Here is a 16,928-nt window from a genome sequence, read left to right as displayed (position 1 = left end):
GTTCCGGGAGGAGGCGCGCACGTCGGCCGGGAGACGCGCGAAGGTCATCCCACCGGATGATCCGCGTGCCGTGACCGCGAGCCCCGACCGCCACCTCCCGGGACGGCGGAACGGACCGGCTCACCGAGCCGGCCCGTTCGTCTCTCCGCACGGAGAAGGTGCGTGCGGCCATCCACGACTGGCCGCACGCCGTCTGGGATCAGGAGGCCGAAGCGGCTCCTGCAGGGGCGAGCGACGCGATGATCGCGTCCGCCGTCTCGTGCCCGACGCGGATCGCGCCGTCCACGTGCTGGTAGCCGCGACCGGCCATGTCGCTGCACGAGAAGTGCACCGGGCCGACCGGGGTGCGCAGGTCGGAGCCGTAGCGGGCCAGGCCGCCCATGTCGAAGCTGGCGGCGTAGGCGCCGCGCGTCCACTCCTCGCTGCCCCAGTCGCTCTCGTAGTAGACGACCGGGCTCAGGGCCTTCTCGCCGTAGTAGTGCGACAGGGACTCGAGGATGCGCGCCTTGCGCTCCTCGGGCGACTGGCGGAACACGTCGTCCGCGGCCTCGTCCGAGACGAAGCCGACGAGCGTACCGCGCGGGTCGCCGTGGTAGCTGTTGTCGTACGCCTCGTGCACGAGCTCGTACGGGCTGAAGGCGGTGCCGGAGAGGCCGTCCTCGCGCCAGAACGGGGTCTCGTACACGGCGTGTACCTTGATGACGAAGCCCATCGACAGGTGCTGGTGCATCTGCTGCTGGCGGCGCGGGAGCGGCGGCTCGTAGGAGATGCGGCTGATCAGCACGGGCGGGACGGCGAGGATGACGCGGCGGGCGCGCACCTCCACGCCGTCGGCGATCGCGGTGACGCCCTCGTCGCTCCAGCGCAGCGTGCGAACGGGTGCGTTCAGGAAGACGTCGTCGCCGAGGCGCTCGGCGAGCAGGAGCGGCACCTGCTGCAGGCCGCCCTTGACGCGCTTGTCCAGGATGAAGTCGGCGTCGACGAGGTGCGAGAAGCTGCCCGCGCTCGCGGCCATCAGCAGCGCCTGCAGCGCGGAGAAGGCGTGGGCGGGCTTGGTGAGCATGGCGCCGGCGATGAACATGCCGATGTTGCGCCGCGCCTCCTCGTCCTCGGTCTGCGTCTCCAGCCAGCGGCGGAACGAGATCTCGTCGAGCTCCTTGGCCTGCGGGTGGTCCCACGGCCGGTCGGGGTCGATCTCGGCGACGAGCGCGTCGAGCCGGTCGATGAGGCTCACGATCTCGCGCTCGGTGGTCGGCGCGACCGGGAAGATCTCGCCCTCGAAGGTGCGGCGCTCGCCGCCCTCGCCGAGGTAGACGTTGATGCCCTCGCGGTAACGGGAGTAGGTCTCCAGGCCCAGCTCGGCCAGCGTGTCGATGAGGGCGTCCTGGTCCGGCGAGACCCACTGGCCGCCGATCTCGAGGGTCGCCCCGTCGATGTCGTCCGTCCACAGCCGGCCACCGACGCGGTCGCGCGCCTCCAGGACGGCGACGGTCAGGCCCGCCTTCTTCAGGTCGGTCGCGGCCGTCAGGCCGGACGCACCAGCGCCGATGATGACGACGTCACGTTCGATGCTGCTCATGGCTATCACTCCTCGATCAGGTCACGGCGATGCTAGGCGGGGCGACGAGCCCGGCGACTGTACGGGCTGTCGAAACGCGGGAGGGTGCATCGACAGTCTGGCACTGTCAGGCCCGTTCGGACGCCCGGCGCGGAGTGTCGTCGCGCAGCACGCGCGCCGGAGGGACGATCGCGCTCTGGAGGCGGCGGACGACCTCCAGGTAGTCCGCGGTCCAGATGACGCGCACCGCGGTGCCCATCGCGTCGGCGGAACCCGACTCGAGGTCGTCGGCCACGGCGTCCGCGAGCCGCGCGGGCGCGGAGGGATCCTTCGGCGCCGGCTGCGGGAGGGGCTCCCGCGCGGCCAGCTGCGTCGCCAGCTCGCCGTACCAGCGTTCGAGGCGCGCGACCGACGCGTCGAGCACCCGGCCCGCCTCCGCCGTGCCGCCGCCGGCGACCTCCTGCCCGTCCCAGAGCTCCAGGATGGCGTCGCCCGCGAGCCGCACGCCTGCCACCCCGGTGACGGACGCCGACACCTCGGCGAGCGGTCGGCGCTTGGTGCCGCGCTCAGCCAGGTAGGTGCGGAACGCGTCGTCGAGGCGTCGGGAGGCCGCCGCCGCGCGCAGCGACTGCGTCCGGGTCGTCTCGCGCTCGTCGCGACGCGCCCCCTCCCCGACTCCCGCGTCGACCACCGCGCGCAGGTACCGCATCCCCTCGCGGTAGGCGTCGGCAAGGGCGCGGCGGAGCGACGCGGAGGCGCCGCGCGGCCAGAACAGCAGGCCGACGACCAGGCTCACGGCGCAGCCGAGGGCGACGTCCTCGATGCGGCTGAGGCCGACGGTCCACCCGGTCGGCGCGATGATGTTGAAGAGGAGCACGATCACGATCGTGAAGGCCGCCTGACCGGCCGCGAACGAGATCGCCGCCGGAGCGACGCCGGCGATCAGGATGGCGACCGGCAGCACGATCCAGAGCACGATCGGGTTGCCGCCGATCACGAACAGGGCAGCAGCGCCGACGATGACCCCGACGACCGTCCCGAGCACGCCCCGCAGCGCGGTCTGGCCGGTGCTCAGCGCGTTCGAGCGGAGCACCGAGAGGGTGCCGAGCACCACCCAGAACGCGTGCTCCACGCCGGTGAGCTTGGCCAGCAGCACCGCGAGGCCGAGCCCGATCGCGCCGCGGATGCTGTTGCGCAGCCAGACCGAGTTCCACCCGACGAACCCGCTGGCTCGCTCGGCCGCGGCGACGACCGGCCCGCGCAGGTCGCCCGGCTGACGGCCGAGCATCCGTTGCCACCAGGTCCGCCGTTCCGCGCGGGCCGTGAGGGAGATGTTGCCCGCCACGGTGGCGACCGCGTAGGCCAGCTCCTGGGCCCGGAATCCGGGGTCGAGGGCGGTGATCATCCAGCCGCCGGCATCGGCTCCGTCGCCGTCTGCATTCGAGGCGGCCGCGTCGCGCCGCGCCGGCGGATGGGTCAGCATCGCCGCCTCCACCTGTGCCCGTGCGCGGGCGAGGCGGGCGAGCGCATCCTCCAGGGCGGTCGGGTCGCCCGCGTGCTCCGCCAGCACGATCGCGCTCTCGTCGAGCACGTCGGCGGCGGCGTTCTTCACCGTCCAGGCGGCCTCGTGGATGGGCTCGGGCACGCCCGACGGAGGCCGGCCGAGCCGGTCGAACTGGGCGATGACGGCGTTCAGCCAGGTGAGCTCGTCCACCAGCCGGACGATGGTGCGAGCCGGAGTGCTGAGCCCGGTCGGACGGTACGGCGTCGCCAGGAACGTCGCGTGCAGCGAGGCGACCGCGTCGTCGCCCACCGCCCGCGTGCGTTCGCGCTCGGCGAGCAGGTCCGGGTCGGCGCCACTGAGCAGGTAGGCGGTCTCTGCGCGCAACCGGGCGGCGAGCGCGCGGCAGGCGTCGGCGGCAGGGCCGCGCAGCGGCTCCCTCGTCGGCGCGGGCCAGAGCACCGTGATCGCCACGATGCTGACGACCGCGGCGATCCCCCAGCCGAGCAGCCGGGGACCCAGGGTCGCGATCGTGCCGGGAACCATGACCGGGAGGATGAACGCCAGCAGCAGGGAGGTACCGGCCGACGCCGTCACCGAGCTCACCGATCCGGCGAAGAGCACGACGAGTGCGACGACCGCCATCGCGACCGCCGACAGCCAGGCCGGGTCCGACGCGAGCGTGCCGAGGCACACGAGCACCGCGCCCACCACCGCGAGCGCCACCTGCGCCTGCACCCGCTCACGCAGCGGACCGCCGAAGTCGACGAACAGCAGCATGGCGAACGTGCCGAATGCCCCGAACAGCGCCACATCCGGGCTCCCGAGCACCTGCCCGCCCAGGAGGAACAGCAGCGGCATCACGATCGCCGCCCGCCCCGCTCGGCGCAGGGCGTTGAAGCCCGGGTCGTGGCGACGCAACCAGGCCGCGATACGCACAGCCACTCGCCGCTCGCGCCGACCCGTCTCGCCCTCTGCCACGTCGGAAGGGTATCGCCCTGCGGGCGTGGGGAGAACCTCCCGCGAGAGGTGACTTGTTGCGGGTGCAGCCTCCGCGTCACCCGCAACAAGTCACGTCTCGCGAATCACGGCGTTCTCTCTCCGTTCACCGGTGCTTTGCCTTTCGTACCGCGCGCGTCGATAGCGTCCGGTCTCATGAGACCTCACCTCTCCCGTGCCGTCGCGGCCCTCGCCGCGACCGCCGTCGCCGGCGCCCTCACCATCGCGATCCCCGCCGCGGCGAGCGCCGCCGACACCCCCTCCGTCCGCATCACCGAGTGGATGTACAACCCGCTGACCGGTGCGGGCGAGTTCTTCGAGATCACCAACCTCGGGTCCGCCCCCGTCAGCCTCGCCGGCTGGTCGTTCGACGACGACAGCCGCACGCCGGGCACCGTCCCGCTCGACAGCCTGGGCACGCTCGCGGTGGGCGAGTCCGCCGTCGTCACCGAGTTGTCGGACGCGGCGTTCCGCAGCGAGTGGGGGCTCGGGGCCGACGTGAAGGTCCTCGCGGACAACACCACCGGCCTCGGCCGCGCCGACGAGATCAACGTCTTCGACGGGTCCGACCCGGTCGCGAACCTCGTGGATCGTCTGACCTACAACGACCAGGGCACCGGCACCGTGAAGGGCCCGCGCACCCAGGGCGTCGCCGGCATCCCGAAGACCGACGCGGCGCTGGGCGCGAACGACGCGTCGCAGTGGCAGCTCGCCACGGTCGGGGACGCGGAAGGCTCCTGGACCTCCACGGCCGGCAACATCGGCTCGCCGGGGAAGAGCCGCTTCGCCCCGGCCGACGGAGGCACGACTCCCGACTGGGCGAACGTCCACATCAACGAGGTGTCGTCCGACAACGGCGCCACCCCGGTGGGCGACGCGATCGAGCTCGCCAACACCGGCTCCACCGACGTGAGCATCGCGGGCTGGCTGCAGATCGACAGCGGCGCAGCGACCGCGGCGACGACGTTCTCGGCCAAATTGGCGGACGGCACCGCGACGACGGTCGTCCCGGCGCACGGCTACGTCTACTTCTCCTCCACCAAGGGCCTCGGCAGCGGCGGCGACAGCGTCAAGCTGTACCTCCCGGACGGCGCGAACGGCACCGCGGGCACGCTCGTCGACTCGGTCGACTACACGGCCGGCGAGGCCGGCACGGACGAGGGCAACAACTTCGGCGCAGGCGCCTTCGCCCGCTGCCCCGACGGCACCGGCGCCTTCGTCTCGGTGAAGGACAAGAGCTTCGGCGCCTCCAATGCCGGCGCGTGCGCCACCCCGCTGACCAACCCCGCCGACGGCGGCACCGGCGGCTCCCCGACCCTGAACTGCGAGCCGGAGGCTCCGTCCGGCACCGGCACCCTCCCCGGTACCGCCCTCACCCCGGCCGCGTGGCCGGGCAGCGCCGACGTCACCGTCTCGGACAAGCAGTGCGCGTGGACGACCACGACCGGCCCCGAGGGCCGCGACGTCAGCGGGCTCGTCTTCGACCCGACGAACGCGAACGTGCTCTACAGCGTCAAGAACAAGAGCTGGGTGTTCCGGATGGTGAAGCAGGACGGCCTCTGGGTCGCCGACACCACGAACGGCTGGAGCGCGGGCAAGCAGATCTTCTTCCCGGGCAGCACCGACACCGCGACCAACCAGCCCGACTCCGAGGGGCTGACGGTCGGCCCGGACGGCGCGCTCTACGTCACCACCGAGCGCAACAACGCGGCCAACACCATCCCGCTCAACTCCATCCTGCGCATCGACCCGACCCAGCCGGGCACGCAGCTCGTGGCGACGCAGCAGTGGAACCTGACGGCCGAGTTCCCGGAGCTGCACGCGGGCAACAAGACCGAGGCGAACCTCGGGTTCGAGGGCGTCACCTTCGTGCCGGACAGCTACCTGACGACCAACGGCTTCGTCGACCAGTCGACCGGGAAGACCTACCGCCCGGCCGACTACCCGACCCACGGCAGCGGGCTCTACTTCGCGGCGCTCGAGAACGACGGCAAGCTGTACGCCTACGCGCTGAACTCCGACGGTTCCTTCCACCGGGTCTCCGTCGTCGACACCGGCATGGGACACGTCATGGATGTGGCCTTCGACGCCGACACGCAGCGCATCTGGGCGCTGTGTGACAACACCTGCGGCGTCGTCTCGACCGTGCTCAAGGTGAGCTCCACCGGCGCCATCGTCCCCGAGGTCGCCTACAGCAAGCCGGCCGGCCTGCCCGTCGACAACCTGGAGGGCTTCGCCCTGGCGCCGAGCTCGACCTGCATCGACGGCACCAAGGAGGCCGTGTGGTCCGACGACGGTGTGTACGGCAGCGGCCCGGGCTCGGCGGGTGAAGGTCACGCGCTCTACAGCGGCCGCATCTCCTGCGACCTGAAGCTGGGCGAGCAGGGCGTGCCGCCGGTGAACGCACCGGCGCCCGCACTGACGCTCTCCGTCGGCTCGGGCACGGTCGGCGACCGGATCACCGTCACGGCTGCGCACCTCACGCCCGGCACCGCGGTCAGCTTCGTGTTCAACTCGACGCCGGTCCTCCTGGGCAGCGCGACGGCCGGCCCGGACGGGACGCTGAGCTTCACGTTCGCTGTTCCGAACGTCGCTGCGGGCGCCCACACCATCACGGCGTCGATCGGCGGGACCGTGGTCGCCTCGGCCCCCTTCACGATCGTCGCGGCCGCGACCGGCGTGACCGCTGTGGCGGCGACCGGGGGCACGGGCACCTCCGCGCTCGCCTCCACCGGGTCCGACCTCAGCGGGACGGCGATCATCGCAGCACTGGCACTGCTCCTCGCGGGAGCCGGGATGCTGATCCGCCGCCGCACGCGCGCACAGGCGGTCGGCGACTGACCCGATCGCCGGCGCTTCCCGGAACGGCCTCTGCTCCACTCGGAGCGGGGGCCGTTCCGCACGCATCGCGACACCCGCGAGCGCGCCACGTCAACGCCTCCCGGTACGCGATTTCCGGTCGTACCGTCGCGGCATGCCCACATACACCGCCACTCGTCCGCTCGACGGAGACGCCGACGAGTACTTCGACTACATCGCCGAACCGGAGAACCTGCCCGCCTACTTCCCGCGCATGACGGAGGCCCACGAGCTTCCCGACGGCAAGGTGGAGACCACCGCCCACGTCGACGCCGACCAGGACGGCACCGACGAGACCGTCACCTCCGAGGCCGAGTTCGACGTGGACCGCGCGGCCCGCGAGGTGACCTGGTCGGCTCCCGGCCCGCACGACTACCACGGGTCGCTCAAACTGACCGACGATGGCGTCGAGCTCACCATCCACACCACCTCGGAGTTCCCGGGGATGCAGGAGGCGCTCGACGGCTCGCTCGCGGCGATCGCGGAGAACCTGCAGAAGAAGGCGTGACCGGATTGCGGACGGTTCCCGACCGGAATCGGACCTAGCGTCGAGAGCGGGTCCCGACTCGGGGGCCCTCGATCAGAAGGACTCCGACCCTATGGACCTCGCCGCCACCCGCATCTTCACCGACGACATCGACGGCCTCGTCGCGTTCTACGAGCGCGTCACCGGCCTGGCCGCGAACCGCATCCACCCGCTCTTCGCGGAGCTGGTCACCCCGTCCGGCAAGCTGGCCATCGCGAGCACGCAGACCACCGCGGCCATGGGCGACAGCGGGATGCGCGCCGGCGCGAATCACTCGGTGTGCCTCGATTTCCGCGTGGACGACGTGGATGCCGCCTTCGAGACCCTGCGCGACGGCGGCACCCGCGTCGTCCAGGCGCCCGCGGACATGCCGTGGGGCAACCGATCGCTCCTCGTCGCCGACCCGGACGGCAACCTCGTCAACGTCTTCGCACCGCTCGGCGCGCGCTGATCAGTGCGAGTGCTCCGCCTCGCCGAACTTGAAGGCGAGGCGGCCGTGGGCGAAGCCGCCACCCGCGCGGATGGCGGTCGCGACCCACGCGGCCTCCGCCAGCTCCTGCTCGGTTGCGCCCGCGGCGACGGCGCGCTTCGAGTGCGCGTCGATGCAGTAGACGCACTGCGTCGTGATCCCGACCGCGACCGCGATGAGCTCGCGGAACTTCAACGGGACGGCGCGGCCCTCGGACGCGAAGACGGCCTCGTCGAAGTCGACGAACGCCTTCAGGATGTCCGGCGTCTCCTTCTTGTAGACCCGGGTGTACGTCTTGTCGGCTTCGCGGTCGAAATAGTCGCTCATGCCTCGGACGCTAGCGGAGGCCGGGCCGCCGATCCCGCTGGGATTGCGGTTCATGACGGCACGGCCCACCGCCTCATCCCACCGGCTCACCCCGCGGTGCGCGCTCCCCGACGGTTCGGCTCCTCGACCGGCGCCGCGTCGAGGAACGCGCGGGCCACCGTCGCTCCGCCGGCATCGGTCAGCCACAGCAGGAGGCGGCCCGTGCCCTGGTGCGCCGGGACGGTGAGCCGAAGCTCACCCGAGAGCTCGAACGGGACGACCTCCACCTCGGCACTGGACGCGTCGGGCCGCAGCTGCGCGGACGATGCCGAGGCTCCGTCCACCGGCGCGCCGGCGGACAGCCAGGCGGCGTGCAGCTGTGTGCGCAGCGCGTCGGTGCCGTGGTGCGACACGTGCGCGACCAGGTCGAGCGGCGAGGCCGACGGCTCGATGTCCGCACCGGCGCGGAGCGGGACGAGGTCGAGCACGATCACCGTGTCGGCGTTGACGTCGGCCGGGATGCAGCCGCCCCAGTCCTTCGCGCGACGATCGGTGGTGAGGAGCCCCGCGGCCTCGTGCTCGACGTCGGCGAACTCGGTGTACACGTAGCCGGCGAAGCGGTCGTGGCGGCGCAGCTCCTGCGTCTCCCAGCGGAGGTGCCAGGCGCGCTCCAGGCTCGTGAAGCCCTCGCCGTACTCGCTGTTGACGATGGGGACCCCGGTGCGCGGGAAGTCCGCCGACGCGTAGAAGGACTTGTCGACGATGAAGTCGGGTCCGAGCCGCACCGGGAACGCCTCCTGCGAGCCGTCGGCCATCGCGGCCACGGCATCCCGCCACCGGGCGATGTCCGGCTCGTAGTAGTGCCAGTCGACCAGGTCGGAGCGCACGTGCGACCAGCCCGAGTTCTCGACGATCGGCCGGGTGTCGTCGAGCGCCCGCAGCAGGTCGTAGGCGCGCTCGGCGGCCGCGGCACGGGAGGCGCTGCCCGGGATGTCCCAGTCCAGGCCCCACTCCTCGTTGTAAAGGCCCCAGATCACGATCGACGGGTGGTTGCCGTCGCGCTCGACCATCGCGGGCAGCTGCGCCTCGAACGCGGCCGCGGCCTCGTCGGAGAACCGGCTGGGGCACGCGGGCTCGGCCCAGACGAGCATCCCGGTGCGGTCGGCCTCGTGCAGCCAGAGCGGCTCCTCGAACTTCAGGTGCTTGCGCACCAGGGTGTAGCCGAGCTCGCGGGCGAGCGCGACGTCCTTCACCAGGGCGGCGGCATCCGGTGCGGTCAGACCCGTCTCGGGCCAGTAGCCCTGGTCGAGCACGCCGCGCATGTAGAAGCGCTCCCCGTTGAGGAAGAGCTGCTCGCCGCGCGTCTCGATGCGGCGCAGTCCGGTCGTCGCGACGACGGTGTCGATGCCGTCATCGTCACCCTCGGCGCCGACGCGCACCTCCACGCGGTACAGCTCGGGATGCGCGGGCGACCACAGCCGGGGCTCCGCCAGGACGATCCGCCCGGCGGCGTGGCCGGAGGCGTCCGCGCGCAGCTCGACGGCCTCCCCCGTCTCGAGCACCCGGGCGTGCACGACGGCGCCGGCCGCGGAGTCGCCCGCGGTCTCGACGACGAGGTCGATGCCGGTCAGGCTGTCTCCCCGCAGGGTGACGGTACGCGCGTAGGTGCGCCCGCGGGCCTCCAGCCAAACCGTCTGCCAGATGCCGGAGGTCGGCGTGAACGAGACGCCGTCGTAGTCGTCGCGCGGGATGGAGCGCTGCTTACCGTGCGCGATGGCGCGCTTGTCGGCGGGGGCGTCGACCTCCACGGAGAGCTCCGACGGGATGCCCGGCACCAGGAACGCGGTGACGTCGAACTCGAACGACTCATAGCCGCCGGTGTGCTCGCCGACGAGGCTGCCGTCGATGCGGACGACGGCGTGGTGGTGCACGGCGCCGAAGCTCAGCACGAGGCGCGAGCCGGTCCAGTCCTCGGGCACGGTGACGCTGCGACGGTAGACGGCGCGCTCGAGCCACGTGCGCTGCACGCCCGACGCGGCGGTCTCCCACGCGAACGGCACGACGATGCTGCCGGGGGCGTCGGCGCCGTCGAAGTCCCAGCGGCCGTTGAGGTTCAGCCAGCGCTGCGAGCGGTCGAGATCGGGCCTCGGGTACTCGGGGCGGGGCTGATCCGTCGTCGCCGGCGGAGCGGAGACGAGGGAATCGGTCGGGGAGAGTGTCATGTTCAGCCTTTCACGCTGCCGGCGAGGATGCCGTTGATGAAGTGACGCTGGAGCACGATGAAGAGCACCAGCAGAGGGATCAGGGCGAGGGAGCTCGCGGCGAGCAGTTCGCCGGTGACCGTGGCGTAGTCGGCGCCGATCCGGTTGCCGGTGATGTTCTGCGCGAGCGTGGAGAGCACGACCTGCAGGGTGGCCATGCGGTCGGAGCTCGCCGCGACCACCGGCCAGACGAAGTCGTTGTAGATGTTCATGATGGTCAGCACGGCGAGCCCGGCCAGTCCGGGCCGGATGACCGGGACGACCACGCGCCAGAAGATCCCGAACTCGCCGCAGCCGTCCACGCGGGCCGCGTCGAGCAGCTCGTCGGGCACGGCGCTGATGACCTGCCGCATCCAGAAGATCGCGAACGCGTCGACCGAGCCCGGCAGGATGAGCGCCTGGTACGTGTTCACCCAGCCGAAGGTCTTCATCTCCAGCAGCAGCGGGATGATCAGCACGATCGTCGGGAGCATGAGGGTGATGAGCACCGCGCCGAAGATGACGTTCTTGCCGATGAAGTCGTACTTCGCGAACGCGTAGGCGGCGAGCGGGGCGAAGAAGAGCGTGATCGCGCCCTTGACCACCAGCACGATCGCCGTGTTGAGGAACCCGTGCGCGATCGGCACGTCGTGGAACATCGCCGTGAAGTTGTCCAGGGTGAACGAGCCCGGGTCGAATCCGAGCGGATCGCGGATGATGTCGTTGGCCGGTTTGAAGGCCGAGACGATCGCCCAGACGACCGGCGCGAGGAAGGCGACCATCAGGACGAGCAGGAAGGCCTGCGTGCCGATCCTGGGGCGGGCGCGTCGCTTCCGCGGTGGCGGCGGGGTCCGGTCGGCGGGTGACGGTGCGGCGGGGGCAGCGCCCGACGGACCGTCGAGGACGGTGGGGGTCGTCGTCATGGCGTCAGTCCTTCGCTCGGAGCATGCGGACGAAGAACAGCGACAGGATCATCACGAGGATGACGAGCAGGAACGAGTTCGCCGCTCCCGTGCCGAGGTCCGCCCGGGTGATGTGGTTGTAGAGGTAGTACCCGGCCGTGGTGGTCGAGTTGTACGGGCCGCCCTGCGTCACGACGAACGGTTCGGCGAACATCTGGAACACCGCCAGCGTCTGCAGCACGACCGCGAACATGATCGTGCGGCGCAGCAGCGGCACGGTGATGCTCCACAGCTGCCGGATCGGCGATGCACCGTCCAGGTCCGCCGCCTCGTACATCGAGCGGTCGATCGATTGCAGCCCCGACAGCAGGATGATCACGATGAACCCGGTGGTCTTCCAGAGGAACAGCAGGGCGAGCGTCGGCTTGGCCCACGCGCTGGTCGTGAGCCAGCCGACGTCCGGGATGCCGACCAGGCCGAGGAGCGCGTTCACCGCTCCGTGGTCCTGGTCGAACAGCACGACCCAGATCTGCGCCACCGCCACGAGCGGGGTGACGAAAGGGACGATGAACGCGACCCGGTACATCCCGCGCAGCCGCAGCTTCGCCGAGTCGAGCAGCACGGCGACGATCACCGCGAGCACGATCTGGATCGGCACGATCAGCAGCCAGAGCACCGCCGAGTTGCCGAGCGAGCTCCAGAAGGCGGGGCTCCCGAGCAGATAGGTGTAGTTGTCCCAGCCCACCCACTCCGCGGCGCCGGCCCCGTGCCAGTTCGTGAAGCTCAGTCGCGCCGTGAAGATCAGCGGATAGACGCTGAAGGCGAGGAAGATCGCCACGAACGGGAGCACGAAGAGGTAGGGCGCTATGCGCCGTCGCATCCGGGTGCCGCCGCGGCGGGCGCGCGGCCGGGCCGCGGAGGGGAGGGCTGTCGTCGTCATGGTGTCGTGGTGCTCACTGCCGGTCGATGAGGTTGGTCTGGATGGACGAGCCGGCATCCGTGATCACCTGGTCGGGGGTGAGGTCGCCGTCGTACATCTTCTGGAGGTCCGTGCCGAGGTAGTCGGTCGACGCGTTCCACCAGGACGGGATCGCCGTTCCGGCGGGGATCTGCTTGCCCGCCTCGGTGGCGACCTTCCAGAGGTCCTGGTCGCCGAGTGCGGGCACCGGCTTGAACAGCGGCTTCGATGGATCGGCCGCGGGCAGGTAGGCCGGGATGGACGTGTTCAGCCCCTCCGGGTAGGTGCTGCTCGGGCCCCACACCGCCGAGTAGCCGGCCTCGTCGTACATCAGGAACTTGTAGAACAGCCAGGCCAGCTGGGAGTTCTTGCCGTCCTTGGGCAGCACGAACGACGATCCGCCCATCGCGCCACTGCGTGCCCCGCCGTCCTTCCAGGCGGGCAGCTCCATCGCGCGCCAGTCGCCGCTGGTGTCCTTGAGCAGCTGCTGCGGCGCGAAGCTGAACCAGATGGCCCACGGGTAGAAGACCTCGTTTCCGGCCTCCATCTCGGCGATGTCGCTCTGGCCGAGGTACTCGGCGCGGGTGCCGAGCCCCTCCTTCTGCACGGTGTCGAGGTACGTGAGGATCTGCTTGTACTCCGGGCTGTCGAGCCGCAGCTTGCCCTTCGCGTCGGCGAGGGACATGCCGAGCTGGCTGGCGAACATCTCCAGCTGCAGCTGCCCGAGGAACCCGCCCTGCTCGATGTGGATGGGGTGCGAGCCCGGCTTGGCCTTCTGGTAGGCGCGGGCCGCGGCGAGCAGGTCGTCGTAGGTCTTGATGCTCGACGCGTCGATGCCGACCGATTCCAGGGCCTTCGCGTTGTAGTAGAGGAGGCCGGGGTTGAGGTCGTACGGCACCCCGTAGATCCCGCCGTCGACCGTGTTCGCGTCGACCTTCTGCGGGGCGATGTCCTTCAGGTAGGGCTTCAGGACATCGCTGAGGTCCCAGAGGTGGTCGGCGTAGCCGCTGACCATCGCGTCGTCGAGGAACACTCCGTCGGGCACGTCCGTCCCGGTGATCAGCGTGTTCTGGAGCTTGGCGTTGATGTCGACGGCCTCGTGGTGGACCGTGATCTTCGGGTACTTCTTGTTGAAGTCCGCGATGACGCCGTCGAAGACCTTGTACAGGTCGCCGGACCGGTCCCAGATCGTGATCTCGCCCGAGGGCTGATCGCTGGTCGGCGCCTGCAGCCGGTCGGACGTGGTGGCGGAGCCGCCGCTGCCGATGTCCGGGCCGCAGGCGGTCAGGGTCAATGCGGTCGCGACGAGTGCGCCGGCGACTGCCAGGCCGCGCGCTCGCCGTTTCGGGTGGTGGTTCATGGGACACTCCCTCGTGTTTTGCCAACGTATGCAAACTGTAACGCTCGTTTGCGTACGTTGCAAACGCTACGATGATTTCATGCCAGCAACGCTCCGCGACGTCGCCCAGCTCGCCCAGGTCTCCGTGAGGACCGTCTCCAACGTGGTGAGCGACTACGAGCACGTCAGCGAGCAGATGCGGGCGCGCGTCCTGGCGGCGATCGAGGAGCTCGACTACCGCCCCAACCCTGTGGCGCGCACGCTCCGCACCGGCCGCACCGGGATGCTCGCGCTCGTCGTGCCCGAGATCGACGTGCCCTACTTCAGCGAACTGGCCAGGGACATCATCGACGCCGCCGCGGAGGTCGGCTACCGCGTCATGATCGACCAGACCGGCCACGACCACGAGCGGGAGCGGCAGCTGCTGCTCGGCGACGACCGCACGATGCTGTTCGACGGCCTGCTCTTCAGCCCGCTGGTCACCCAGGCGGAGCTGCTCGACATGCACGGCGCGACCCGCATGCCGCTGGTGCTGCTCGGCGAACACGACTTCGACGGCCGCTACGACCACGTCGCGATCGACAACGTGCAGGCGGCGAAGGATGCGGTGGCGCACCTGGTCGCGACGGGCCGCAGCCGCATCGCCGCGATCGGCTCGCAGCCCGCCGAGGAGTACGCCACTCCCCTGCAGCGCGCGTCCGGCTACGCGGAGGCTCTGGCCGACGCGGGCCTCCCGTACGAGCCGGAGCTCGTACGTACCGCAGCGCACTACAGCCGCCCCGACGGCTATGCGGCGGCGCAGGCGCTCCTCGAGCTCGACGAGCGGCCCGACGCGATCTTCTGCTTTTCCGACCTCCTGGCGATCGGCGCCATGCGCGCGGTCTTCGACGCGGGTCTCCGTGTGCCCGAGGACGTCGCCGTCATCGGGATCGACGACGTCGACGAGGGACGGTTCGCCCGGCCGTCTCTCAGCACGGTCTCACTCGACACCCCGTTCATCGCCCGCGAGGCCGTGCGCCGGATCGTCGCCCGGATCGACGACCCGGAACTGCCGGCAGAAGAGGTCGTCGCCCCGCACCGCCTGGTCGTGCGCGAGAGCACGGCGACCGCCGGCTGAGACGTGTCAGCCTCGGCGGACTGCGAGCCGATCCACCCGCTCCCGCTCAGGCCCGGCGACCCCGCCGACGCGCGCCCCCGCCGATCATCCCGGCGCCGGCCAGCAGGGCGAGCGCCGCTGCGGCGGCGGCCCATCCGGCACCGCCGACGCCGGAGCCCGTGTCGGCCAGCGCTCCGGCCGGTTCAGCCGGGGCGGGAGGCGTCGTGGGTGCCGTCGGACAGGTCACCACGTTCGTGATCGTGTAGTGCGACACGGGCGCGGCGAGCGTCGCCGTGTAGGGCACCGGCGCGTCGACCGTCGCGCCGTCCGCCTCCGTCACTCTGCTGCTCGCGAGCGAGCAGCCCGTCGAGCCGAGGGCGGTGGTCTCCGTGACGGTGACCGCGTCGCCCACCTGGTAGCCGGCCACGACCGAGCCGAAGGGCTGCGCCACCGGGGCGCCTCCCCCGGGCGGGGACACGGCGAGCGCCGCGGACAGGCCCGCAGACTGGGCACCGTTCGCGTACGACGTGCCATCGACGACCCAGGTCTTGTCGACCTGGACCGTCGCGGCGGGTGCCGGGGCGCGGTTGTACACGGCGCAGCTCACGGCCTGATCGGCGGCGACGCCGACGCTGAAGCCGAGCGCACCGCCTGCGCCGACCGCGACCGGGTCGCCTGTGGTGAGATCGGTGCACACGGCGTTCGCCCCCGCCTGTTGCACGAGCGTGTAGCCGGCCTGCTGCACCTCGGTCACGGCGACGGTGGCATCGGTCGCCGCCGGCGGGTAACCGACCTCGAAGGCGACGGCGCCGGTCCCGTCGTCCGTCGTGGCCGCGGATCCCGGGTCGACCGTCGCCTGAGCGGTCGTCGCCGACGCGTCGAACCGCCAGCCCGCCCCGGCGGGCACCGCGCCCGTGATGTCCTCGCCCGTCGTGGTCGCCGGGACGATCTGCTTGACGACGGTGAGCGCCCCGGAGCAGTTCGAGAGCGCCAGGTTCCGCAGCTCGTCGCCGGCTCCCGAGAAGTCGGGGATCTGGAAATAGTCCGCGGTCGCGACGTTGTCGCTCGCGGGGTCGAACGGCACCGGGCCGGAGATCGCGGCCAGGTTGAGGCTCGTGATGCCGCTCACCCCGCTGCCCACGCCGAACGAGACCACCCGCGTCCCCTGGGCCTTGATGGTGTTCGCGGAGAACACGGCGGCCTCGACGTCGGTGAAGTGCGTGTTCGCGCCGTCGCCGTGCACCGCTCCGCCGCCCCAGCGGGTGGGGTTGCCGTCCGTCAGCACGATGACGGCGTCATAGTGCACGCCCGACTCCGCGACCCGTTGGAGCGCGGCGTCCCAGTTCGTCCCGGCGCCGAGCCCCCACCCCGCGTACGTCGCCTTGAAGGCGTCCGCTCCGGCCTGGGTGGAGACCGACTGCAGCGCGGGTCGGTTCTCGTCGACGGCGCCGCTGCCGTCCTCGATGCTCGGCGACTGCGCCGAGAAGCTGTACACGGCCATCCGCGACGGCGTGCCGACGAACGCGTCGGCGAAGGAGTCGGCCGCGCTCTTCAGCGTCGGGAGGTTCGAGCCGACGGACGCCGACAGGTCGAGCACGAGCGCGACGTCCATCCCGCACTGCACGGGCAGCGGCGGGTTCGCCCGTGACTGCTGCCACACCCCGTTCGAGCGGGTGTTCAGGGAGTTGGAGGAGCTGAACATGAAGTCGGAGGTCGACCGGTACGTGCCGCCCGCGGCGAGCACAGGCGTCTGGAAGCGGTAGGGGGTGTCGATCGAGCCACTGCCGCTGCCCGGCCCCGTGCGCAGGCTGTCGTTCGTGAACCACCCCGCCGGCGCCGAGACCTCGCCCACCCAGGGCGCTGTGCCGATCAGAGCGCCGGTCACCACGAAGCTGCAATCGCCGTCGGCGTCCGACACGCAGGTCGCCGTCGGGGTGGTGTCCGCCTGGCCCGCGAACAGCCCCAGCGTCACGCCCGGCAGGCCGGCGACCGTCGCGTCGTCGACGCGGTCGCCGCCGACGCGGACGGTCACGACCGCCTCGCCGGGCCCCGGTGCGGGGACCGCGGCTGACGCGGGGGGGACCGAGACCAGACCCGTGACGACCAGGGCTGCGAGGATGACCGCACTCGTCGCGGCCGTCTGAGAGAACCGGCGCATGTCATCCACCCTGCTTC

The 16,928-nt window shown here is 71.4% G+C and carries 12 protein-coding genes; 4 read left to right on the top strand and 8 right to left on the bottom strand.

Features of this window, described 5'->3' with window-relative positions; all coding sequences use genetic code 11:
• Positions 1-199: 199 nt before the first annotated feature.
• Together FHX33_RS15020 and FHX33_RS15015 are read right to left on the bottom strand one after the other, a co-directional pair.
• The gene (locus tag FHX33_RS15020; protein WP_021764985.1) at positions 200-1,579 is read right to left on the bottom strand and encodes a flavin monoamine oxidase family protein; all 1,380 of its coding nucleotides are present in this window, start codon (positions 1,577-1,579) and stop codon (positions 200-202) included.
• A gap of 106 nt (positions 1,580-1,685) precedes the next feature.
• Complete coding sequence (locus FHX33_RS15015; RefSeq protein ID WP_338092036.1) at positions 1,686-4,040, bottom strand: FUSC family protein; 2,355 nt, start codon at positions 4,038-4,040, stop codon at positions 1,686-1,688.
• 174 nt (positions 4,041-4,214) lie between these two features.
• Between FHX33_RS15015 and FHX33_RS15010 the strand changes: the two genes are divergently transcribed.
• From FHX33_RS15010 to FHX33_RS15000, 3 genes are all read left to right on the top strand, one after another.
• Positions 4,215-6,899, top strand: a complete 2,685-nt coding sequence (locus tag FHX33_RS15010) for a lamin tail domain-containing protein (protein WP_021761641.1) — start codon at positions 4,215-4,217, stop codon at positions 6,897-6,899.
• 133 nt (positions 6,900-7,032) lie between these two features.
• Positions 7,033-7,425 (top strand): SRPBCC family protein, encoded by a 393-nt coding sequence (locus FHX33_RS15005; protein ID WP_021761643.1) that lies wholly within the window; start codon positions 7,033-7,035, stop codon positions 7,423-7,425.
• Between the two features lie 91 nt (positions 7,426-7,516).
• A complete protein-coding gene (locus FHX33_RS15000) occupies positions 7,517-7,894 on the top strand; it encodes a VOC family protein (protein WP_021761644.1) in 378 nt (125 codons plus the stop codon).
• Here the strand turns inward: FHX33_RS15000 and FHX33_RS14995 are convergent, their stop codons facing one another.
• The 5 genes from FHX33_RS14995 to FHX33_RS14975 all read right to left on the bottom strand — a co-directional run bounded on the left by FHX33_RS14995 (position 7,895) and on the right by FHX33_RS14975 (position 13,678).
• The gene (locus FHX33_RS14995; protein ID WP_021761647.1) at positions 7,895-8,239 is read right to left on the bottom strand and encodes a carboxymuconolactone decarboxylase family protein; all 345 of its coding nucleotides are present in this window, start codon (positions 8,237-8,239) and stop codon (positions 7,895-7,897) included.
• 86 nt (positions 8,240-8,325) lie between these two features.
• Positions 8,326-10,440 (bottom strand): glycoside hydrolase family 2 protein, encoded by a 2,115-nt coding sequence (locus FHX33_RS14990; protein ID WP_021761649.1) that lies wholly within the window; start codon positions 10,438-10,440, stop codon positions 8,326-8,328.
• Between the two features lie 2 nt (positions 10,441-10,442).
• Complete coding sequence (locus tag FHX33_RS14985) at positions 10,443-11,381, bottom strand: carbohydrate ABC transporter permease (RefSeq protein ID WP_021761651.1); 939 nt, start codon at positions 11,379-11,381, stop codon at positions 10,443-10,445.
• 4 nt (positions 11,382-11,385) lie between these two features.
• Positions 11,386-12,300 carry a carbohydrate ABC transporter permease gene (locus tag FHX33_RS14980; RefSeq protein ID WP_021761653.1) on the bottom strand — a complete coding sequence of 305 codons (915 nt, stop codon included), beginning with the start codon at positions 12,298-12,300 and terminating at the stop codon, positions 11,386-11,388.
• Positions 12,301-12,313: 13 nt separating this feature from the next.
• A complete protein-coding gene (locus FHX33_RS14975) occupies positions 12,314-13,678 on the bottom strand; it encodes an ABC transporter substrate-binding protein (protein ID WP_039921643.1) in 1,365 nt (454 codons plus the stop codon).
• A 79-nt stretch (positions 13,679-13,757) separates the two neighbouring features.
• Here FHX33_RS14975 and FHX33_RS14970 point away from each other — a divergent pair, with 79 nt between their 5' ends.
• Positions 13,758-14,774: a LacI family DNA-binding transcriptional regulator gene (locus FHX33_RS14970; protein ID WP_021761657.1), complete on the top strand. Its 1,017-nt coding sequence runs from the start codon at positions 13,758-13,760 to the stop codon at positions 14,772-14,774.
• A gap of 46 nt (positions 14,775-14,820) precedes the next feature.
• Here FHX33_RS14970 and FHX33_RS14965 read toward each other — a convergent pair whose 3' ends face one another.
• Positions 14,821-16,911: a vWA domain-containing protein gene (locus tag FHX33_RS14965; RefSeq protein ID WP_183428674.1), complete on the bottom strand. Its 2,091-nt coding sequence runs from the start codon at positions 16,909-16,911 to the stop codon at positions 14,821-14,823.
• Between the last annotated feature and the right edge of the window lie 17 nt (positions 16,912-16,928).

Origin of the sequence: Leifsonia aquatica (assembly GCF_014190775.1) — a bacterium.
Lineage (GTDB): Bacteria > Actinomycetota > Actinomycetes > Actinomycetales > Microbacteriaceae > Leifsonia > Leifsonia aquatica.
This window is presented reverse-complemented; position numbering and strand designations above follow the sequence as displayed.